Consider the following 19466-nt stretch of genomic DNA (forward strand, 5'->3'; position numbering starts at 1 on the left):
CGTCACCGACGAGCCAGCTCGAGGACCCGTCGCTCGGACAGGGAGACATCGGCGAGCGATGCGGTCAACTCGTCCCACGCCTTCTGAACGCGGAGTTCATCTCGGCGGAGGCGCTTCTGCGCAGCAGCGAGTCTGCGCCGCTCGGCCAGAAGCACATGCCGATCGCGATCTTGCTCGGCCAAGAAGAGGTACGTGTGTGGATCGAACGGATACATGCCAACTCCTAAGGTGTAGTGGGGAATCCATGCATCAGCACCATCACGTGTTCACGCTGCCCCGAGGTCGCGTTCTCGCCGTGTCGACGCCATTTGTCGATGACGGCACGCATCTCCGTGCCCATCTCCTTCGTCTCCTCGGCGGTGAGCCGCAGGACATCGTCGGAGCTGAAGGCCGCCGATACCCACTCATGCCCCCACGACTCGGAAGTCCGGTCGAAATCACGCAACCGAGACCACTGGTGCGCCAACCAGGAGTCCTTGGACGCCTTGGCGACCGACAGTGACTCGGGCGAGTCGGAGAAGTCGTTCTCGGACCAGCTGAAGCCCTCCTCATTGGCCTCCGACCACCAACGTTGGCGCTTGTCCGAGCCGTTCTCTACCTCCTTGACGAACCCGTGCTCGGCGAGTTTGCGCAGGTGATAGCTCACCGAGGCGGGTGACTCGTCCACCAGATCGCCGAGCTGGGTTGCCGTCATCGATTTGTTGGCGCGGAGTGCATAGAGCAGACGTAACCGGATGGGATGCGTCAGCGCTTTCAGCTCGGACATGTCTGTCAGCTTGCGCGGCGTCCTACCGGGAGGTGGTGGGCTCATGCAACAACCATAACCCGAAAGAAATATTTCGCAATAGTTCTTTCGGATTCGCGGTTGGGGTATCAGTCCCGCCAGATGGCCGAGAATTCGTACCAGGGACCGTACAGGTGCGTGGCGGTGAAGTCGTCGAATCCCGCGGGAGGTCCACCTGGTGCATACGCCCAGCCCGAGGCGCTCATGAGGGAGAAGCCGCCGTCTTCGGTGAAGTAGACCTCGCCGCCAGATGTGGCGCGTGCCGAGCTGATGTCGAACGGGCCGATCTCGATGTGTTCGCGGCTACTCGAGGGCTGTGCACTCAATTCTCGCGCAACGGCCTCGAATTCGTCGCGATGGTCCAGCATATTGTCCGGTGGCAGCAGTACCAGAACGGCCGCTGCCAAGCCCACCACCACCGGAGCCGGCGCTATCCACCACGACCATCTTCGATCCTGGCCGACGACGTGGAGGGTGCGAATTGCCCAGATGAGCCCGACGATCAGCAGCACCAGGATCGATGACGCGCCGGCGAGGAGCGGATCGAACCAGGCGAACTGTCCGTAGGGCGAGGGCCACCAGTTCCTGGACACGCATACCCACGTGACGGTGACGATCGTGGTGAACACCAGCAGGATCGGCCCGGGCGGTTTTGCGGGTTTTCGAGGTGCGTTCGCCGACTCGATGAGGCGGTTCTTCAGGCGCTCGATGATGGTCGTGTTCCCTACGCGTCGGAGGTGGCATCCGCGCTCAGGGTCCCACATTTGTCGATGACTTCGGGGCTAACTGCTGTGCACGGTGACGGCGTATCCGTCGGGGTCACGTAGGACGAAGGTCTTTCCGAAGGGGCCGTCGAAGGGGGCGGTCACGATCGTCACGTCGGCGGCGACGAGATTTTCGTGGAGCGCTTCGGCGTCGTCGCACACCAGCCAGAGGGCAACTCCGAGTCCCGGCTGACCACTGTCGAGATCCGTTTCGGGAGCGGGGTTTCGGATGGCGAACGGTATCGGTGAGGTGGTGAACACCACTGCGCCGGGTGGTGCCTGGGGTGCGCGGACGAGGCCCAGCTGCGATTCGTAGAAGTCTGCACTGACGGCGAGGTCGCGTACCTGGAGGGAGAGGAAACTGGGTCCGGAAACGGTTGCAACGGTCATGTCGTGTCCTTTCAGTAGTTCGTCAAGGTCTTGACGAAATGAATGTATGTCAAGATGTTGACATGAGTCAAGTGGATGTCGACACCTCGATCGGTTACGCCCTCAAGCGGGCCACGTCCGCCCTGCGTTCGGCGATGGACGAGTGCCTACGCGATCTCGATATCACCGTCTCGCAGTACTCGAGCCTCGAACTCCTCGCGCACAAACCGGGGCTGTCCAACGCCGAACTCGCGCGCGCGGTATTCGTCAGCAGGCAAGCAACCCATCAACTGCTGGCCGGGCTCACGCGCGGCGGCCTGGTGGAGATCGAGGGGGTAGGTCGAGACCAGCGTCTGTACGTGACGACCCTGGGCAGGGAGCGCCTGCGGCAAGCGTCGGCCGCTGTCGCCGCGGTGGAAAACGCCATGATTGCGTCGCTGTCCAAGAGTGAGCGAGAAGTGTTGCACCGCAGCCTTGTTACGTGTGCCGAGGCTCTGGACGGGCGCGAGCAGTCGTAACCTCAGTGGTTCTCGGTCAGGCGAAGCCGGCGTGCATTTCCCAGATCAAGATCTCGCTCGCCGTCGATGCTGTCACACGGTGACCTCCGGTGGCGGTGAGTCGGACCGCGTCGCCTTGGGCAACGTCTCCGACGGTCTCGAACACTGCGGAACCGTCGGCGACGAAGACGTGACCGTACGGCGCGTCAGGGACGGTGACGGACTCCCCCGGTGCGAGTCGGGCGGCATGCAGCGTCGCGTAGCGGTTGCCGATCCGAACGCCGCCGCGGCCCGGCATGCCGGACGCCACCGGAACCAGCTCGCCGTTCGCCAGCTGGTCCTGTACGTCCAGCTCTTCGTAGGAGGGGTCGGTTTGATCGGTGTCGGGTGGGACCCACATCTGCACCACGCGCAGCTTTTCGCGGCTGATCCGGCTCGACGCATTGGTCTCGGTGTGCCGGATTCCGGTTCCGGCACTCATGCGTTGAACGAGGCCGGGGTAGATCAGCCCCGAATTAGCCTCGGAGTCAGTATGTTTCAGCGTCCCTTCCAGCACCCACGTGACGATCTCCATGTTCTCGTGCTGATGGGAGTCGAACCCTTCGCCGGGAAACACCGTGTCCTCGTTGTGCACCATCAGTAGCCCGTGCGCATTGGCCGCGAGGTCGTAATTGCCGGTGGCGGGAAACGACTGCTTCGAGTCGAGCCATTCGTTCCACCAGTGATGGCGTTGCGCACCGGGTATGTGAGTCACCGTCACGATGCGTGATTCCGCATTGCCGTGAAAGTCCGCGTCAGAGCCGCGAGATCGTTCGGGTCAACCAGGTCGAACATTTTCTCTCGTACTGCTTCGACGTGTCCCGGGCTGGCAGCGGCGAGGGTGTTCATGCCTGCTTCGGTGAGTTCGGCGGACATTCCGCGCTTGTCGTCGTCGCATTTGACGCGTGTGACCCAGCCGTTGTCGACGAGTCGGCTGATGGCTCTGGTGACGCCGCTACGAGTCGTGGTGACGGCGTCGGCGAGTTCGCTCATTCGTCGGCGACGGTCGGGTGCCTCGGACAGCACGACCAGCAGCTCGAAGTCGGTGAAGGAGATCCCGGAGTCGCGTGTGAGTTGATTGTCGAGGTCGCGAAGCAGCAGCCGCGTCGCATCGAGGTATGCGCGCCAGGCCTGCTGTTCGTCGGCACCGAGCCACCGTGGTGAGTCCATGCCCCCATGCTAGTTGACAACGCAACTAACCGGTGTACTGTTCTCGGTAGTTGACGAAGCAACTACTTGACCGGAGGCCGAAGCGATGACCGAGACCAACGAACTGACTGCAGACGAGACACGCCGCGCGCAGGAGCACGCCGAACAGCGGGATCGCATTCGTCAGCAGTACATGAAGCCTGCAGGCGAGCGTCCGGCATCGTCTGCCCGCGGACTTCATCACACGGCATTGGTCAGCAGCGATGTCGAGGCGACCGTGCGGTTCTATCAAGACCTGCTCGAGTTCCCTCTGACCGAGCTCATCGAGAACCGTGACTACCCGGGTTCGTCGCACTTCTTCTTCGACATCGGCAACAGCAACCTGCTGGCCTTCTTCGACTTCCCCGGACTCGACGTCGGCCCGTACGCGGAGGTGCTGGGCGGTCTGCATCACGTGGCCATCAGTGTCGAGCCCACCCGCTGGGAGCACCTGCGCACCAAGCTGATCGACGCGGGAATCGAATTGATCGAGCACAGCGAGGTCTCGCTCTACTTCCGCGACCCCGACGGTGCACGGCTCGAACTGATCGCCGATCCGCTCGGTGAAATGTACGGCTCGCACGTTCTCTGAGAACACACCTACTTTCGAGATTCGAGGCAATGACATGACCTCTGCAGCAACCACACTCGACCTCCGCCGCGCCGACGACCGATTCAAGACCAAGATCGGCTGGCTGGACTCCAAGCACTCCTTCTCGTTCGGCAACCACTTCGATCGCGGTAACACCCACCACGGCGTCCTCATGGTCAACAACGACGACATCGTCACCCCGGGAATGGGATTCGATACCCACCCGCACCGCGACATGGAGATCATCACCTGGGTTCTGCAGGGATCGCTGGTGCACCAGGATTCGATGGGCCACTCCGGAGTCATCTACCCCGGCCTCGCGCAACGCATGAGTGCGGGCACCGGAATTCTGCACTCGGAGAAGAACGATTCGTGGCGACTCGGCGATACTGCCGGCTCGTACTCGGGCAAGCACGGCGATCCTGTTCGCTTCGTCCAGATGTGGGTCGTGCCCGACGAGCAGGGCATCACCCCGGGCTACGAACAGCTCGAGATCGACAACGAATTGCTCAGCGGCGGTCTGGTTCCCGTCGCATCCGGCATGCCCGACCATTCCGATCACGCCGCCATTCGCATCAAGAACAAGTACGCCGCCATGCACGTGGCGCGCCTACAGCCCGGGCAGGCTCCGGTGGAGATTCCCGATGCACCGTTCGTACACATCTTCGTGGCCGAGGGTGAGGCGATGCTCGAGGGAGTCGGACCCCTCGCGCAGGGCGACGCCGTGCGCGTCAGCGGAGGCGGCGGTCAGAAACTGAGCACTGCCAGCGGTGCCGAAGTGATCGTCTGGGAGATGCACGCCGCGATCGCCGGTTAATCGGTCTCTCGGTGTGGGCGGAACGAGTGCTCCTCGTGGTCGAGTTCGTGTTCGAGGCTGCGCATGCTGTTGTCCGGTAGCCGGCCGGCATCGCGCCAGCAGAGCAACTCTTCTCGCTCCACATCGAGGATTCGGCGGCGCGTACTCATCGCAGCAATCTGTTCCGGTGAGATGACCGCGTCGCCGACGTCCGTCTCGTCGAGATGATCGAGTCGACGGTGGTACCGGTCGATGCGATGCTCGAGCTCGCTCCGCAGGATCTCCCGGCCCTCGTCGTCGAGGTTCTCTTCGTCGGCGATGCGATCGAGCTGTGACAGTGCAGCTTTGGCCGATCCCTCACGTGCTTCGTTTCGCAGACGCGCCTCTGCGGCGGGGTCCGCGACGACGTTCAGCTTGCGGACCAGTGGAGCGAACGTGAGGCCCTGTCCAATGACCGTCACCAGCACGACGAGAAATGCGCAGAACAGCAACAGGTCTCGGCTCTCGAACGGCTCGCCCGAGTCGATCGTCAGAGGGAGCGTGAACACCGCGGCGACGGTGATGACGCCGCGGGTGCCGGCCCAGCTCATCACCACCGCCTCGCGTGGGGACAGCCCGGTCGTGAGCAACCACAGCGGACGCAGCAGGAGCACGCCGGCCAGAGTGACCGTGACCGCGAGGGCGATGGTCGTTCCCGAGTAGGCCGAGAGGCCGCCGACCACGGTGGGCAACTGCTCACCGATGAGCAGAAATACGAAGCCCTCGAGCAGCAGATCTATCAGTCGCCACACGGCGCTGGTCTGCAGTCGGCTGGCCCCGGAGATGGCGTGGCGGGTGTGGTGCCCGATCACAAGAGCCGCGACGACCACGGCGAGAACACCCGAGGCGTGAACTTCCTCTGCCGCCAGGTACGCCACGAACGGCGTCGCCAGCGACACGATGTTGAGCAGCAGCGAATCGTGAACGTAGCGCTGTACGAGGCGAATCAGCAGGGCGACAACCAATCCGACGACGATTCCGCCGGCCGCAGCCAACACGAACAACCCACCCGCGTGGACGAAGGTCATGTCCTGACTGGATATTGCGGCGATCGCGACGGTCAGCATCGTCAGCGCCGTCGCGTCGTTCAGCAGTCCCTCACCTTCGATGAGGGTGACGAGTTTCGGTGGGATACCGGCGCGACGACCCACCGCAAGGGCGGCGACCGGGTCCGGCGGCGCAACCGCGGCACCGAGCGCCATACCGGCGGCCAGGGTGATGCCCGGAACGAGCAACCACATGCCGACGCCCACGAGGGCAGCCGTGGCCACCACGAGGGCGACCGACAGACTCAGGATCGTCCAGACGTTGCGGCGGATCGCAATCAACGAGGAGTTCAGCGCGGCGCTGTAGAGCAGCGGCGGAATCACCAGAGTCAGCACGACTTCGGGGTCGAGAACGATGTCGGGCAACGCCGACGCCGAGACGGCCAGGCCGGCCAAGGTCAACAACGCGGCCGCGGGCAGCGCCGTCTTCTTCGAGATCACCTGCGCGGCGACGATCAGACCCGTCGCCGCCAGGACCAGGCCCAGAGTTTCTATCACCCGGCTGTATTCCACCAGGTCAGGGGTTCAAACTATCTCTTCAGCCCGAACATCTTCGCAATCGTCTTCTCCATGAATGTCGCCGGCAGCAACCGTCGCGCCAGAAACACGACCGGTGCGTTGCTTCCCCTGGCGTACAAGGGTTTCGGCTTGTCGGCCTCGATGGCCTTCAGCACCACTTCGGCGACGTCCTCGGCGGAGATTCCGGTTCCCTCCTTACGATCCAATGACGAGATCGCTGTGTGGAAGTCATCTCGGTGGACCGAATCCGCTGCGATGTACTTGGTGCGGCGTTCGCTGATTCCGGTGTTGATCGATCCCGGCTCCACGGTGGTCATCCACACGCCGAACGGAGAGAGTTCCAGCCGCGCGGCGTCGGAGAATCCCTTGATGGCTGCTTTCGTCGACGCGTACGAGGAGCGGTAGGCGAGCGGAAAGCTCGCAAGCATCGACCCGACCATGACGATGCGGCCGTACCCGCGCTCACGCATGCCGGGAATGACGTTCTGCGACAGCGTCACTGCGCCGAACACGTTCAATTGGAACAATCGCTCGATGGCGTCGGTCGGCAGTTCCTCGAAGGGCCCGGACTGGCTCTCTCCGGCATTGTTGACCAGAACATCGACGGCGCCGAGTTCGGTCACGAATGCGGTGATCGACGCGGAATCGGTGAGATCGAGAGCTCGATACTCGACGCCTGCTGCCCGTTGATCGGAGGTCATCGAATCCGGATTCCGAGAAGTGCCGATAACTCGGTAGCCGCGGGCGACCAGCGCCGACGCGACGGCCCTTCCGATGCCCGACGAAGCTCCGGTGACCACTGCGGTGCGATTCATGCCCAGATGGTACCGGTGCAGTCGGTACGTAGCTCATGACGAAACCGCCCATACCGGCTAGTCTGTTACCCGTGCAAACGAATCCTCCCGCTTTGCTGCTCGAGCACATGTGCATGGCCTTCGGCCCCAAGATTGCGGTCGACGACCTGTCGTTGATGGTTCCGCCCGGGTCGATGTTCGGGTTGGTCGGCCCCAACGGTGCTGGTAAGACGACATGTCTGTCCATGGCGGTCGGGCTGCTCAGACCGCAGTACGGCCGAAGCCTCGTTTTCGGGCGTGACGTCTGGGCCGATCCGATCGCGGCGAAGGAGCTGCTCGGTGTGCTACCCGACGGACTGACATTGCCTTCCCAGTTCACCGGCCACGAGCTCCTGACCTATATCGGTCGACTGCGCGCGATGCCGGAGGACGTCATCGCGCAGCGTCGCGACGAGCTGCTGAACGCGTTGGGTCTCGCCGATGCGGGCGGAACCGTCATCGCCGACTATTCCGCCGGAATGACCAAGAAGATCGGACTGGCGTCGGCGCTGTTGCACGGGCCTCGCCTCTTGGTGTTGGACGAGCCCTTCGAAGCCGTCGATCCCATCTCGTCCACGACGATCCGCAACATCCTGATTCAGTTCGTTCGCTCCGGTGGCTCGGTGATCCTGTCCAGTCACGTCATGGCCCTCGTGGAACGGCTGTGCTCCCACGTCGGTGTCATCACCGGCGGTCGAGTCGTGGCGGCGGGAACGGTCGACGACGTCCGCGCAGGTGGCACCCTCGACGACGCCTTCGTGCGCCTCGTCGGATCCCGAGACCAGAACCCGGACGGCTTGTCCTGGATGCGCTCGTGAATTCGGTCGGTCGCACCGTCCTGCAGATGCGAATCACGCTCTACCGCAGGCAGTTCAAGGGCGGACAAGCAGTGGTCAAGACCGTGTTCGGGTTGCTGGGGCTGGCCCTCGCGGTTCTCGCATGCGTGATGGCGGCCCGAACCGACGCGTCGCAGGTATTGGTGGGCGGCACCGCAAGCCTCGGACTGACCCTGACGGGCCTGAGTTGGGTGCTCTTCCCGGTGCTGTCGGGTATCTCCGACGACAACATCCAGCCCCGCCACTTCCAATTGCTGTCCGTCGATCCTGCGCGACTGGCCCGTGCGCTGCTGACCACGTCGGTGATCGGCATGGTGGTTCCGCTGACAATCGTCGCGACGGCATCCATTCCGATCTACGCTCTGTCGCGGTCGGTTGCCGCAGTGCCTCTGGCGCTGGTGGCCTGGCCCGCGACGGTGGTGTTCTTCGTGACGCTGTCACGGGTGGTGACACTGGCCATGTCGCAACTACTCAAGAGTCGCCGCAGCCGCGAGTTCGCGTTGCTGGCGTTCGGCGCTGTCTTCGGAGGCCTGTACTTCCTGCAGTTCCCCATCACGCAGAATCTCGATCGTGTGCTGTCGGGTGAGGTGACGTGGCCGCTCACACTGGCCCATTCGATTCCCTTCGGCTGGGGTATCACCGGCGTCGATGCTGTGCTGGAGGGCAATTGGCTGTTGGCGATCGGCGCGGTGGTGGGATTGCTGCTGCTGGACGTCGCACTGGTGTGGGCCTGGCAGCGACTGGTTCTACGCCACTTCGAGGGGCGGGTCTCGACGCCGTCGGGATCGACCCGTAAGCAGACGGCAGAGAAGGGCCGCGACGGTGCAACAGGGTGGCGGGCAACGCGCGTCGGCGCGGTAGTGACGCGAGAGCTGTCTCTGTGGCGCGGTGACATGCGTCGTCGGAGTCAGCTGCTGTCGGTGCTGATTTTCGCAGTGCTGGCCGGCATCGGCCCGCTGGTGACCGACTCGATTCCGTTCAGCGCAGCCTGGGGCGCCTGGATCGCGATCTTCATGGCGATGGGTGCGGGATCGAATTCGTACGGTCTCGACGGCGGTTCGATGTGGCACCTGGTGATGATTCCGCAGGCTCTCCCCGACGACATCCGTGGTCGGCAGATCGCCTGGTTGCTGGTCGCGACCCCCTTCGCGATCGTGCCGGTCGTGGTGGTTCGAGTGTTCGGAGATCTCGGGCTCGACCGATGGGAGATCCCTGTCGCCGTGACGATCTCGATGCTCGGAGTCAGCGCCGGTCTGACCGCCGTGAACTCCGTACGCGGTGCCTACCCGGTGCCCGAAGCTACGAAGTCGTTCTCGATGAACACACGGGGGTCGTTCACCGGAAATGCATTCGTCTTCCTCATCCTCGGGATAGTGGTCCTGGCCGTGTCGGTCGTGCCCGCACTGCTTCTCGCACTGCTCCTTCCGGGAGCGTGGGCGTATCTGTCCATCCTGGTGGCCGCAGCGATCGGCTGGCTGGGGATGTGGTGGGGCGCGCGGATGGCAGTCGGCACGCTGGTTCGTGACTCCGACAGAATCCTGAACTCGGTGATCTCACGGTAGTGCGCGGATCGCCCGACACGGGTTCCCTGCAGCGAACGTATGCGGCGGTACGTCGCGGGTGACGACACTTCCTGCTCCGATCACCGAGTTCTCTCCGATCGTGACTCCGGGACAGACGATGACGCCTCCGCCGAGCCAGACATTGTCTCCGATGGTGATGGGAAGGGCGCTCTCCCAACGAGATCGACGAGCATCGTGGTCCTCCATGGGATGCAGCGCCGTCAGTAGCTGGGCCCGTGGACCGATCGAGACGTCGTTCCCGATCGTGATGGGCGCGCAGTCCAACAGAATGGCGTCGTAGTTCAGAAAGCTGTTGGACCCGATGGAAATGTATGTGCCGTAGTCGCATTGGAAGCGCGGCATGATCCGCGAGTCCGCTCCGATGGAACCAAGTAGTTCGCCGAGCAGTTCACGTCTTTCTGCGTCCTGGTCCGCCTCGGTTGCGTTGAATCTGTCGAGCAGCTTTCCACACGACACCCGAGACGCCACCAAGTCGGGATCATTGTCTCGATAGAGTTCGCCGCGCAACATCCGGTCCCGATTCTCGCTCATGGACCAGAGGCTATCTTTGTCCCGTGATCAATGTGCTCGTGGTCGAGAGTGATTCGGACCGAAAGGCCTTCCCGTCGATTGGCGGAGTCCACTTCCGCAGTTGCACGATCCCCGAACTCGTCGATGCGGTGTCGTGGGCGGAGGTTCTACTGCTTCGCACGTTCGAGGCAGTCGACCTGCAGAATGTGTGGCCGCACGCCGACAAGCTTCGCTGGATTCATGTGTCGAGCGCCGGGGTCGATCGGGTGCTGGATCCGGTGCTGCGGGACAGTCCGTGGGTACTGACCAACTCCGGCGGCATTCTCGACCGTGCGATCGCCGAATACGTCGCTGCGGGCGTTCTGGCGTCGATGAAGAAGCTGCCCGAAGCGCTTCGGCGGCAACGCGAACGGGTCTGGGAGCATCGCCTCACCAGTGGAATCCACAATCGAAGGGTGCTGGTCGTCGGTCCGGGTTCGATCGGCCGCGCCATCGGTCGCGTTCTCGGTGCACTCGGCATGCGTGTCGAGGCGGCCGGCACATCCGAGCGACCGGGCGATGCGGAGTTCGAGAGAATTCGTTCGGTGGACGAGTTACCCTCCTATGCAGGTGAATACGACGTGGTGGTGCTGTCCGCGCCGCTGACCGAGAAGACCCGCGGGCTCGTGAATGCAGAGGTCCTCGGGGCGATGCGTCACGACGCGGGTCTGGTCAACATCGCTCGTGGGCCCGTTGTCGACGAACAGGCCTTGTGTGAAGCGTTGGAATCCGGGGCGATCGGATGGGCTGTGTTGGATGTCTTCGAGGTCGAGCCACTTCCCGCGTCGAGTCCGCTGTGGGAGCTCGACAACGTGATTCTGACGGCGCATCTGGCCGGTGACGCCGACGACTTCGCCGATCGGCTGTGGACGCTGTTCGAGGACAACCTCGATAGGTACCGGCGGAACGAGTCCCTGGTCAATGTGGTGGATAAGCAGGCGGGCTACGTCCGCCGGTAGAAGCCGACGCCAATCTATGTGTAACACGCCGTCGCGTGTATTAGTGTCGGTGGAATGCGTGAGATAAACCATTCGGCGGTCGCGTCGACACCCCGCGATGCGGCTTTCGCCTACCTCGACGACTATCGAAACGTCCCGCGGTGGATGTTCGGGATCACGCGGTTCGAGCCGAGGAGTGAGACCACCTCCGGTCTCGGGGCGACGTACGACGCAACCATGCAGATCGGCCCCAAGTCATTGAATTCGATCGTGCGCGTCACCGAATGGATCGAGAACGAGCGACTCACGCTCGAATCGGTCGAAGGCCTGTCCAACTCATCGACCTGGTCTTTCACGGACCTGGATGAGGGCCGGACCCGCCTCGATGTCATCTTCCGTTACAGCCTGCCCGGGGGCATCGCCGGCAAAGTTCTCGGGGCCGTCGTGGAGCCCGTCGTCGGGCAGGCGATTCGGCACACCGAGTCCACATTGCGGTCGCAACTGGAATCGGCCGAACATCGGTAGTCCCGAATAATCGGTACTCTGGCTAACGTGACGGACGAGCCGGAACGACCCCGCGGATTGAGCTTCGGCAGAGTCGCCGAGGAGTACGACCGGGCTCGCCCTGGATACCCGGCGGCGCTGTACACGGATGTTCTTGCCGGCGGTGCGACCCGCGTGTTGGAAGCGGGAGCCGGCACCGGAAAAGCCACCGTCGCGTTGGCCGAACGCGGCGCTTCGGTGGTTGCGGTCGAGCCGGATTCGGGTATGGCCGAGGTGATCCGACGCCGCACCGAAAACATGGACGTCGATGTTCAGGTCTCCCGGTTCGAGGACTTCGTCGGCACGCCGTCATCGTTCGACGTCGTCGTGGCCGCTCAAGCGTGGCACTGGGTCGACCCCGATCGAGGAGCCGCGGTGGCGGCTCGTGCATTGGTACCCGGGGGATCACTTCGGTTGTGGTGGAACATGCCCGGTCAGCTCGACGGCCCGGTGTGGGAGTCGGTACGGGCTGCGTACATCGCCACCGAGCCCGACGCCGCACCGCTGTTGGCGCACTCCCTCGGCGTGCAATCCGAGACCGCGGTACCCCGCGCGGCCGGCTTCGGCCCCTGGTCCACGTCGACGTACGAGTGGGTTCAGCGTTACTCCGCAGACGAATTCTGCGCCATGGCCGCGACGTACTCGAGTCACCTGATTCTCACCGACACGCGTCGGCAGGAAGTGCTCCGAGCGGTTCATGCGGCTATCGACAGCCACGGCCACCTGGATTATCGGTACGTCACGCAGATGATGACGGCGACTCGCGACTAGGACACCGTCGTGGTGCAGACGACGAATTGCCGTGCTTCGTAGGCGAATCCGCCTTCGGGGCAGTCGTTGGGGTCCGCGGTACCGGTCTTGATCTCGGTGACCTTCTCGACGCTCGTCGCGCTGGGGTCTGCGCAATCGACTCGGGCGGGCTCGTCCATTCCGGTACTCGGCACGCTCATGCAGCCGTCGATCACCCAGTCGACGTCGAGGCACAGTGCGCCCTGCTCGACACCGTTCAGAGTCTCGTAGTACGTCTGGTTGACGTCGGTGGGGCACTGCTCGTTCTCTGCGGCTTTGGCGATGACCTTGTAGTTGGACTCCATGCTGCCGCATTCGGCGTTGTCGATTTCGGCGGCCGTCATCGTGCCACCGAGCTTGACGCACTGGCCGATCTCGACGTCGATGTCGGTGGAGCCACCGGCGTCGATGCCTTCCTGGCCGGACACGTTGTCGGTGGTGGTGGTGGGGGCTGCGGAGCTGCTGGAGGCGGTGGTGTCTGCGGCAACGGCGGTGCCGGCGTCGGACGACGAACAGCCCGCGGCGAGCATCAGCGTGAGGGCTGCACCCGCGGCGAGAAGGCCTCGAGATAGTGCGTGCATCGTGGCATGACCTTTTGGACTCGTCCAGGCGAAGGAGTATTCCTTCGTCGGCAGCCCCGCGGGCCACCGATGAAAGATTCTCGACCATCCGGGCGGTTTTGCAAAGTCACGAACGGAACACGATGCGCGCCACCCACTTGGTGTTGTGCACACCGGGAAGCGCGGGAACGATGACGCGTGCCGGGTAGCCGTGGTCGAGCGAGAGATCGACGCCGTTGACTTTCAATGCCAACAGTGAATCGGGATGGAGAGCTTGATTGCCCTGCAGCACAGCACGACCGAATGGGCCACCCTGTTCTATCGAGATGACTTCCGCGGACCTGGGTGCGGGTACACCTGCCAATGCTGCGAGTTCGGCCAACGGAACGCCCGTCCAACTCTGCGTGGTCGACCATCCTTCGACACAGGCGATGGGAAGTTCGGCGGTGTGCTGAGTCATCGACAGCAGCCTGCCGCGGGAGAGCACCACCGGTTCCATGTTCTCCGAGGTACTTTCGACGGACAGCGTCCAGTCTGCGTCCGTCTGTTCTTCGGTGACTCCGGCCGCCTCGGCAGTGCGATTGATCTGAAAGTCGTTGGGCCCGTCGCCGTACGAACGCCCCCGCGGAAGGAGAATCGCTGCCTTGCGTAGGACGCCGCCGACGGTCTGCCCCACCGTCAACACGGCCACGAAACCCATTCCAGCGGCGACCAATCCGATCGCACCGCGTCGGCTCATGGTCTGGTGTGGCCGGCTCGGCGCTTCGTTGCGGGCGCGCAGGACGTCCATCAACGATTCCGATCGAAGGGTCCGCCACATCAGCGGCACTTTGAGACCGAGGTGCACCAGGAATCCGGAGATGAAAACCCAGGCACCGAAGTAGTGAGCGGCGTAGAAATCGAAGCCGAACACGTAGTCGTACTGGATGTTCAGCACGCCGGTGACGATCTCGAACAGCAGGCCACCGACGAGTGCCAGCAGCGACAGTCGTTCGAGTGCATGTGCGGGCGACCGGACCGGTGGCAGTTCGACGAGCTTGGGCATCACCGACCAGAGCTTGGCGATCACGAGCGGGACGATGATCAGACCCAACCCGACGTGCAGGCCCTGCGTCAGCTGGTACAGCCAGGCCGGGTTCGTCGGCCAGTCGAAGAACGGTAAACGCAACCACCCGACGGCACCTGGTCTGGCTTGGCCGAATTGCGGCCCGTAGGCACTGTAGGACAGCAGGCCCGTCAGAATCACGATCGGCAGCGCAATGAGCAGCACCGCGCCGAACACCGACGTCAACCACGTGCTGCGCAGCGGACTGCGAAAGCGCGCGAGCGGGTTGGGTGCGTCGGCCATGTATGGCATTCGCTGCCCGACCCGTCCCGGATGTGTGGCGGCGAGTTCCCCTTCCTGTTCCATGGCTCGGTAGAAGGCCTCGGCATCCTCGGCCGTCGACACCTTGGGGCGGCTCGACGCCCATCGGCGGAACAACATTTCGTATCGGTCGCCCAACGCCGAGGGCAGTGCCGGATAGCGTGCCGCGATCTCGGCCGCTCGCTTGTTCAGCAAAGCCGCTCGGACAGTGTCCACTGTCGCAGAATCGAATTCGGCGGGCAGTGGCCCACCTGCCACGAGAGCGCGCACCAACTCTTCTTGACGGCGAGCCAGGTCGTCGTTCACCTCGTGTACCCGGACGTCCGTACCCCGGTGATGCGATCGAGTCCCGCGGCATCCGCGATCGAATCCAGTTCTGCGAGAAGCTCGGCCTCGGGTGGATAGTGACCGTCGCGTTCGAGCATCAGAGGCGTGCGATGCCCAGCCGTCGCGAAGGTTCGTAGTAGTTCGAGGACTTCGTCGGGCACCGGCGCAGTGTGGGTGTCGTGATAGATGCCGCCGCGGACCGTGCCACCGGCGATGTGGCAGTACGCAATTCGATCCAGCGGCAGGCGTTGGAGTTCGCTCCACGGGTCGCGGCCCCGATTGAGTGCGTTCGCGTACACGTTGGCAATGTCGAGCACCAGGCTCACGCCGGTGCGCTCGACGAGTTCTGCCAGGAATTCGCTTTCAGTCAACTGGTCTTCCGGCCAATCGAACAGGGCTGCAATGTTTTCCACCGCCAACGGAACCGGCACTCCGTCCTGCGTTCGTGCGATGTTTCGCGCGAGCGCGGTCAGGGCTTCGTGGGTGCGCGGTACCGGGAGCAGATGACCGGCTTCTATGCCGTCGGCGCGGACGAAGGCGATGTGCTCGCTCACCAGCGGGGATCCGAGCATGGATGCCACTCGTGCCAGTCGGTCGATACGGTGCTGTTCCACCGGCTCGGCACCGCCCAAGGACAACGAGATTCCGTGCGTGACGACGGGAACTCCCAATGCGACGAGGCGATCGGGTGCCTGCTCACCGATCGATTCGGCGATGACCTCGCAGAACGCCAGCCCCGGGAGTTCCGAGACGATGCCGGATATCTCCGAGCGCCAACCGATTCCGAGCCCGACGGGCACTGTGTCGATGTTCAACCTCCACACCCTCCGCCGCCGCATCCCCCACCGCCACCGCCGCAACTGCTACTGCCGCCGTCGCCTCCGCTGCCTCCGCTGCCTCCGCTGTCGCCGCCGAAGCCGAACGACGCGGCCCCACCGGCCTGGGCGGTGCCGTAGCTGAGTGCACCGGCCATCGCCGGATCGAGCATCAGCAGGGCCCCTGCTCCGAAAATGGCTGCAGACATTCCGGCACGAGTCGGCCCGTAGGCGGTGAAGGACGGTCGCGCGCGGGGTGAAAGGTAGTCGTTCTCGGCGCGGAGTCGGCGTAGTTCGGTATCGCCCGCAGCTGTCCGACGGCGTCGGCGAAGCAGAACCGGCACCGCCGCGAACAGGACGAGCACGATCGCGACGAGAAACCAGACGGGCTTGCCGTTCGCGGTGCCGGCGACGATGCGGGCAATTCCGACTGCGATGACGAAGACCACCGGGAATACCCGTGTGACAGCGGAGCCGCGTGCGCCGTGCAGCAGACCCTCGTCGACGAGAGTGCTCCGCAGTTGCGCGCATGTGCCCGACATGTTCGCCACCAGTCGGGAGCGAACCAGGGGTGCTTTACCGCTACCGAGGCGTTCGAGAACGGTGCGGGTGAACCAGTCCAGCTGTGACCGCTCGATGGCGCTCAGCTCGCGGCGCTTTCTTCCTTGCGAGTCGATGATCTCGGCACCGCGAAGTATGGCCAACGATGCCATCACTGCCTGGGAGTCGCTGGTGAGCACACCTACTTCGGGTGGTGTGAGCACGCGGCCTGCCGACGTCACCGGGGTCGATCGGTGAGCGGCTATCCAGTTCCCCGCCATCGTCAGGAGTATCGCGAGAACTGCCGCGAGCAGGTACCAGCGGAGAAAGTCTGTGCTGGGGATGCCCCAGGTGTCCGAACCGCTCATGGCCACACCCACTTTCCGTCGGATCCAGCATCTGATGCTCAGTATCGGGCCCGTGGGCGAGAAAGCAACCCCGACGACGTCCCCGCGGGGACGGGTGCGTCGGTCTCCCGCCGTTCTTGTCGGTGCCTCGTCGTACTGTCGCCGAACATACATTCGACGAGTGGGGGCATTCATGGTCGAGACTGCAGACATCGAGACGGAGATATGCGCGCTGGCGGGCCAGATCGCGGCTGTATCTGCGCAGTATCTGATCCTGGTCGGTGAGTTCGATGCTCGACGCGGGTGGGCCGCGTGGGAGACGAGGTCCTGTGCGCACTGGTTGTCCTGGCGCGCGGGAGTCGATCTGCATACTGCCCGTGAGCAGGTACGGGTGGCCAAGGCGATGCGAGAGCTGCCCCTGATCACCTCTGCGTACCTGAGCGGCGCGGTGTCGTATTCGAAGGTGCGCGCGATGACCCGTGTCGCAACAGCCGACAACGAAGCGTCACTGTTGCAGAAGGCGCTCGATGCACCCGCCGCGCACATAGAACGTCTCTGCCGTGGTCTGAAGAAGGCGATGCGGCCGACCAGGGGCAACGGTGTCGACCTCGATCCGTGTGTGGGACGGTGGCGCTGGGACGACGAGGACGGCTCGCTCGTGGTGACGGCGCGCTTTCGGCCCGAGGACGGCAAGCGATTTCTGGCCGCCGTGACCAGGGCCGAGTACGAGCGCACTCGCACGGAGGTGGAATCCGAGGGTGACCGGTCGGCCCCGGCACCGCCGAACCCCGTTCCTGCGCTCGTCGCAATGGCGGAGATGGTGTGTGACGCCATCGATTCTCCGGTCGTCTCACCTGCCGCGGACGTGTTGGTCCACCTCGGAGACAGCACCGAAGCAGGGTGTGATCATGCTCATTTCGACGACGGACCTGGTCTGGACGACGAAACTCTCGCCCAGGTGTTGTGTTCGTCGGTGATGAGAGTCGTCGGTCACGGCCGGCTGGGGAAAACTGTGCGGTGGAGTACCACGGCCAAAGCTCCGAGTCGAACCCAGTTGCGTCAGTTGATCATTCGCGATCGATGCTGCTCGGTGCCCGGGTGCAGGCGCACCCGGTTTCTGCATGCTCACCACGTCACCTACCGCTCGCGGGGAGGTGCGACCTCGCTCGACAACTTGGTCCTGCTGTGCGGCGAACACCATCGAGCACTGCACGACGGCTACTTCCTCATCGAATCCCTCGGCAACCAACGATTCACGTTCCGGCACCCATCGGGAGCAGAGATGGTTCATGCGCCGGCGCTGTCCGGAGACGCGGAGGTCCTCCGGCGGCAATATCAGCACATCGAACCCGACGCCATTGTCCCGAACTGGGGCGGGGAAAGGCCTCGACCTCAGCTACGCGACCGACGTTCTGATCACCAACTGGCAGCAGGCTGCATGAAAAGGGGCCGTTCAGGGCAAGTTAGTGTGACGAAGAGACTCGGACAAGAAGCGGTGGGATATGAGCGTCGACAGATCGATGGCGGACGAACAGTCCTGGCCGGTGGAACAATGGCCGAGCTGCGAGGATGCAACCAGGCCTGAGAACGACCCGTTCTACGCCGCGCCCGAGGGCTACGAAACGGCTCTACCGGGGACGATTCTCAAGGTGAGGCCGGTCGAGGTCGCGATGTTCGGCCACGTGCGACAGCGAGTCGACGCATGGCAGCTGCTCTACCGAACCGCCGATCTGGGCGGTATACCGCAGGCCAGTGTGACGACGGTGCTGCGACCGCAGAATGGCGAACCGGTGTTGCTCTCGTACCAGTGCGCCATCGACGGCGTCGCGTCCTCGTGTTTTCCGTCCTACGCGCTTCGACGCGGCTCGAAGGCCCTCGGCGCAGTTCCTCAGTTCGAGTTTCTGCTGGTTCTGCATGCCCTGCGCCGCGGATGGACCATCTCGATCCCCGACCACGAGGGACCGGACGGACATTGGGGGTCGCCGCAGGAACCAGGATTCTGCACACTCGACGCGATCCGCGCGGCGCTGTCGTTCGAGTCGTTGGAACTGCACGAGAGCACGCCCGTCGCATTGTGGGGATATTCGGGCGGCGGGCTCGCGACGTCGTGGGCCGCGGAGATGGCCCCCGAATACGCGCCGGAGCTCGAGCTCGTCGGTGCCGCCCTCGGCTCCCCCGTCGGCGATCCGGGTTCTGCGTTCACCAGGCTCAATGCGACGCTGCACGCGGCTCTGCCGACGCTTGTTGTCGCGGGACTGCGACGCACCTACCCCGATCTCGATCGCGTGGTGCGTCAGTACGTCAGCGAGGACGGAATGCGCATTCTCGATTCCGTCGAATCGATGACGACCGTTCGCGCTGTCAGACGGCTGGCTCGGCACGATCTCGACAACTACATCGACATTCCGCTTGCCGACCTGCTCGCCCTACCCGAGATCGTGCAGGTGTTCCAGGACATCCAGCCCGGTCGCACTGCTCCGTCGGTGCCGTTGCTGGTCGTGCAGGCCGTGCACGACCAGATCATTGCCGTCGACGACGTCGACGGCCAGGTCGATCGGTATCTCGAAGCCGGCGCACACGTGACCTACCTGCGAGATCGGCTGAGCGAGCACCTGTCGCTGCATCCGCTCAGTGCGCCCCTGACCCTCGATTGGCTGGCCGATCGCTTTGCCGGCCTTCCTGTTGCCGAACCGGCGACCAGAACGGTGTGGTCGACAGCGTTCTCGTTCGCGGCTGTACGGGGCTTGATGTCTCTGACCTGGACAACCGTCCGAGCATTGACCGTCGGCGTCAGGGCGTAGCTACTC

General features: G+C 63.9%; 23 protein-coding genes. 10 read left to right on the top strand and 13 right to left on the bottom strand.

What is annotated here, in order from left to right:
• Window positions 1-2: 2 nt before the first annotated feature.
• The 4 genes from K414_RS0105885 to K414_RS0105900 all read right to left on the bottom strand — a co-directional run bounded on the left by K414_RS0105885 (window position 3) and on the right by K414_RS0105900 (window position 1938).
• On the bottom strand, window positions 3-215 hold the full coding sequence (locus K414_RS0105885) for a hypothetical protein (protein ID WP_027495104.1): 213 nt from the start codon (window positions 213-215) through the stop codon (window positions 3-5).
• An 8-nt stretch (window positions 216-223) separates the two neighbouring features.
• Window positions 224-811, bottom strand: coding sequence for a helix-turn-helix domain-containing protein (locus K414_RS0105890; protein WP_027495105.1), 588 nt, complete (start codon window positions 809-811; stop codon window positions 224-226).
• 62 nt (window positions 812-873) lie between these two features.
• Window positions 874-1548: a DUF1109 domain-containing protein gene (locus K414_RS0105895; RefSeq protein ID WP_230074095.1), complete on the bottom strand. Its 675-nt coding sequence runs from the start codon at window positions 1546-1548 to the stop codon at window positions 874-876.
• Window positions 1549-1566: 18 nt separating this feature from the next.
• Window positions 1567-1938 (bottom strand): VOC family protein, encoded by a 372-nt coding sequence (locus K414_RS0105900; protein ID WP_027495107.1) that lies wholly within the window; start codon window positions 1936-1938, stop codon window positions 1567-1569.
• A 62-nt stretch (window positions 1939-2000) separates the two neighbouring features.
• Between K414_RS0105900 and K414_RS0105905 the strand changes: the two genes are divergently transcribed.
• The gene (locus tag K414_RS0105905) at window positions 2001-2435 is read left to right on the top strand and encodes a MarR family transcriptional regulator (RefSeq protein WP_027495108.1); all 435 of its coding nucleotides are present in this window, start codon (window positions 2001-2003) and stop codon (window positions 2433-2435) included.
• 16 nt (window positions 2436-2451) lie between these two features.
• Here the strand turns inward: K414_RS0105905 and K414_RS0105910 are convergent, their stop codons facing one another.
• Both K414_RS0105910 and K414_RS0105915 read right to left on the bottom strand, forming a co-directional pair.
• Window positions 2452-3174: a pirin family protein gene (locus tag K414_RS0105910; protein ID WP_027495109.1), complete on the bottom strand. Its 723-nt coding sequence runs from the start codon at window positions 3172-3174 to the stop codon at window positions 2452-2454.
• A complete protein-coding gene (locus K414_RS0105915; protein WP_027495110.1) occupies window positions 3171-3623 on the bottom strand; it encodes a MarR family transcriptional regulator in 453 nt (150 codons plus the stop codon). The genes K414_RS0105910 and K414_RS0105915 overlap by 4 nt, the downstream gene beginning before the upstream one ends.
• 85 nt (window positions 3624-3708) lie before the next feature.
• On the opposite strand from K414_RS0105915, the gene K414_RS0105920 reads away from it, so the two are divergent.
• Together K414_RS0105920 and K414_RS0105925 are read left to right on the top strand one after the other, a co-directional pair.
• Window positions 3709-4233, top strand: coding sequence for a VOC family protein (locus K414_RS0105920; protein WP_027495111.1), 525 nt, complete (start codon window positions 3709-3711; stop codon window positions 4231-4233).
• A 34-nt stretch (window positions 4234-4267) separates the two neighbouring features.
• On the top strand, window positions 4268-5050 hold the full coding sequence (locus K414_RS0105925) for a pirin-like bicupin family protein (RefSeq protein WP_027495112.1): 783 nt from the start codon (window positions 4268-4270) through the stop codon (window positions 5048-5050).
• Here the strand turns inward: K414_RS0105925 and K414_RS0105930 are convergent.
• Window positions 5047-6612, bottom strand: a complete 1566-nt coding sequence (locus K414_RS0105930; RefSeq protein WP_027495113.1) for a Na+/H+ antiporter — start codon at window positions 6610-6612, stop codon at window positions 5047-5049. The genes K414_RS0105925 and K414_RS0105930 overlap by 4 nt on opposite strands.
• A gap of 32 nt (window positions 6613-6644) precedes the next feature.
• Window positions 6645-7448 (bottom strand): SDR family oxidoreductase, encoded by an 804-nt coding sequence (locus K414_RS0105935; RefSeq protein WP_027495114.1) that lies wholly within the window; start codon window positions 7446-7448, stop codon window positions 6645-6647.
• A gap of 107 nt (window positions 7449-7555) precedes the next feature.
• Here K414_RS0105935 and K414_RS0105940 point away from each other — a divergent pair, with 107 nt between their 5' ends.
• Window positions 7556-8284 (top strand): ABC transporter ATP-binding protein, encoded by a 729-nt coding sequence (locus K414_RS0105940; protein ID WP_032367991.1) that lies wholly within the window; start codon window positions 7556-7558, stop codon window positions 8282-8284.
• 26 nt (window positions 8285-8310) lie between these two features.
• Complete coding sequence (locus tag K414_RS0105945; protein WP_237606143.1) at window positions 8311-9864, top strand: ABC transporter permease; 1554 nt, start codon at window positions 8311-8313, stop codon at window positions 9862-9864.
• Here K414_RS0105945 and K414_RS0105950 read toward each other — a convergent pair.
• The gene (locus tag K414_RS0105950; protein WP_027495117.1) at window positions 9856-10416 is read right to left on the bottom strand and encodes a sugar O-acetyltransferase; all 561 of its coding nucleotides are present in this window, start codon (window positions 10414-10416) and stop codon (window positions 9856-9858) included. The genes K414_RS0105945 and K414_RS0105950 overlap by 9 nt on opposite strands.
• Window positions 10417-10439: 23 nt before the next feature.
• Here K414_RS0105950 and K414_RS26140 point away from each other — a divergent pair, with 23 nt between their 5' ends.
• The 3 genes from K414_RS26140 to K414_RS28135 are packed head-to-tail and all read left to right on the top strand — an operon-like array spanning window position 10440 to window position 12686.
• On the top strand, window positions 10440-11393 hold the full coding sequence (locus K414_RS26140; RefSeq protein ID WP_051364956.1) for a D-2-hydroxyacid dehydrogenase: 954 nt from the start codon (window positions 10440-10442) through the stop codon (window positions 11391-11393).
• A 54-nt stretch (window positions 11394-11447) separates the two neighbouring features.
• Window positions 11448-11897, top strand: a complete 450-nt coding sequence (locus tag K414_RS0105960) for an SRPBCC family protein (RefSeq protein ID WP_027495118.1) — start codon at window positions 11448-11450, stop codon at window positions 11895-11897.
• Window positions 11898-11924: 27 nt separating this feature from the next.
• Complete coding sequence (locus K414_RS28135) at window positions 11925-12686, top strand: class I SAM-dependent methyltransferase (RefSeq protein ID WP_051364957.1); 762 nt, start codon at window positions 11925-11927, stop codon at window positions 12684-12686.
• Here the strand turns inward: K414_RS28135 and K414_RS0105970 are convergent.
• From K414_RS0105970 to K414_RS0105985, 4 genes are all read right to left on the bottom strand, one after another.
• Window positions 12683-13285: a hypothetical protein gene (locus K414_RS0105970; RefSeq protein WP_027495119.1), complete on the bottom strand. Its 603-nt coding sequence runs from the start codon at window positions 13283-13285 to the stop codon at window positions 12683-12685. The genes K414_RS28135 and K414_RS0105970 overlap by 4 nt on opposite strands.
• Window positions 13286-13391: 106 nt before the next feature.
• Entirely contained in the window at window positions 13392-14621 is a 1230-nt protein-coding gene (locus K414_RS0105975) for a molybdopterin-dependent oxidoreductase (RefSeq protein ID WP_027495120.1), read from the bottom strand.
• Between the two features lie 311 nt (window positions 14622-14932).
• The gene (locus tag K414_RS0105980; RefSeq protein ID WP_051364958.1) at window positions 14933-15796 is read right to left on the bottom strand and encodes a DUF692 domain-containing protein; all 864 of its coding nucleotides are present in this window, start codon (window positions 15794-15796) and stop codon (window positions 14933-14935) included.
• Window positions 15769-16680: a TIGR04222 domain-containing membrane protein gene (locus K414_RS0105985; RefSeq protein ID WP_032392740.1), complete on the bottom strand. Its 912-nt coding sequence runs from the start codon at window positions 16678-16680 to the stop codon at window positions 15769-15771. Before K414_RS0105985 ends, K414_RS0105980 begins: the two co-directional genes overlap by 28 nt.
• Window positions 16681-16840: 160 nt before the next feature.
• Between K414_RS0105985 and K414_RS26150 the strand changes: the two genes are divergently transcribed.
• Both K414_RS26150 and K414_RS0105995 read left to right on the top strand, forming a co-directional pair.
• The gene (locus tag K414_RS26150) at window positions 16841-18244 is read left to right on the top strand and encodes an HNH endonuclease signature motif containing protein (RefSeq protein WP_161631778.1); all 1404 of its coding nucleotides are present in this window, start codon (window positions 16841-16843) and stop codon (window positions 18242-18244) included.
• On the top strand, window positions 18162-19460 hold the full coding sequence (locus K414_RS0105995) for a lipase family protein (RefSeq protein WP_027495123.1): 1299 nt from the start codon (window positions 18162-18164) through the stop codon (window positions 19458-19460). The genes K414_RS26150 and K414_RS0105995 overlap by 83 nt, the downstream gene beginning before the upstream one ends.
• Window positions 19461-19466: the final 6 nt, after the last annotated feature.

The sequence above is a fragment of the Rhodococcus sp. JG-3 genome, from assembly GCF_000482405.1.
Taxonomy (GTDB): domain Bacteria; phylum Actinomycetota; class Actinomycetes; order Mycobacteriales; family Mycobacteriaceae; genus Rhodococcoides; species Rhodococcoides fascians.

Bases quoted from the DNA above. Each gene is read 5' to 3' on its own strand.
- K414_RS0105890 (WP_027495105.1), bottom strand. From the start codon at position 811: ATGAGCCCACCACCTCCCGGTAGGACGCCGCGCAAGCTGACAGACATG.
- K414_RS0105960 (WP_027495118.1), top strand. From the start codon at position 11,448: ATGCGTGAGATAAACCATTCGGCGGTCGCGTCGACACCCCGCGATGCG.
- K414_RS0105935 (WP_027495114.1), bottom strand. From the start codon at position 7,448: ATGAATCGCACCGCAGTGGTCACCGGAGCTTCGTCGGGCATCGGAAGG.
- K414_RS0105920 (WP_027495111.1), top strand. From the start codon at position 3,709: ATGACCGAGACCAACGAACTGACTGCAGACGAGACACGCCGCGCGCAG.
- K414_RS0105925 (WP_027495112.1), top strand. From the start codon at position 4,268: ATGACCTCTGCAGCAACCACACTCGACCTCCGCCGCGCCGACGACCGA.
- K414_RS0105980 (WP_051364958.1), bottom strand. From the start codon at position 15,796: ATGCGGCGGCGGAGGGTGTGGAGGTTGAACATCGACACAGTGCCCGTC.
- K414_RS0105940 (WP_032367991.1), top strand. From the start codon at position 7,556: ATGTGCATGGCCTTCGGCCCCAAGATTGCGGTCGACGACCTGTCGTTG.
- K414_RS0105985 (WP_032392740.1), bottom strand. From the start codon at position 16,680: ATGAGCGGTTCGGACACCTGGGGCATCCCCAGCACAGACTTTCTCCGC.
- K414_RS0105905 (WP_027495108.1), top strand. From the start codon at position 2,001: ATGAGTCAAGTGGATGTCGACACCTCGATCGGTTACGCCCTCAAGCGG.
- K414_RS0105900 (WP_027495107.1), bottom strand. From the start codon at position 1,938: ATGACCGTTGCAACCGTTTCCGGACCCAGTTTCCTCTCCCTCCAGGTA.
- K414_RS0105945 (WP_237606143.1), top strand. From the start codon at position 8,311: ATGCGAATCACGCTCTACCGCAGGCAGTTCAAGGGCGGACAAGCAGTG.
- K414_RS0105915 (WP_027495110.1), bottom strand. From the start codon at position 3,623: ATGGACTCACCACGGTGGCTCGGTGCCGACGAACAGCAGGCCTGGCGC.
- K414_RS0105995 (WP_027495123.1), top strand. From the start codon at position 18,162: ATGAGCGTCGACAGATCGATGGCGGACGAACAGTCCTGGCCGGTGGAA.
- K414_RS0105895 (WP_230074095.1), bottom strand. From the start codon at position 1,548: ATGTGGGACCCTGAGCGCGGATGCCACCTCCGACGCGTAGGGAACACG.
- K414_RS0105970 (WP_027495119.1), bottom strand. From the start codon at position 13,285: ATGCACGCACTATCTCGAGGCCTTCTCGCCGCGGGTGCAGCCCTCACG.
- K414_RS0105950 (WP_027495117.1), bottom strand. From the start codon at position 10,416: ATGAGCGAGAATCGGGACCGGATGTTGCGCGGCGAACTCTATCGAGAC.
- K414_RS0105975 (WP_027495120.1), bottom strand. From the start codon at position 14,621: ATGCCATACATGGCCGACGCACCCAACCCGCTCGCGCGCTTTCGCAGT.
- K414_RS0105885 (WP_027495104.1), bottom strand. From the start codon at position 215: ATGTATCCGTTCGATCCACACACGTACCTCTTCTTGGCCGAGCAAGAT.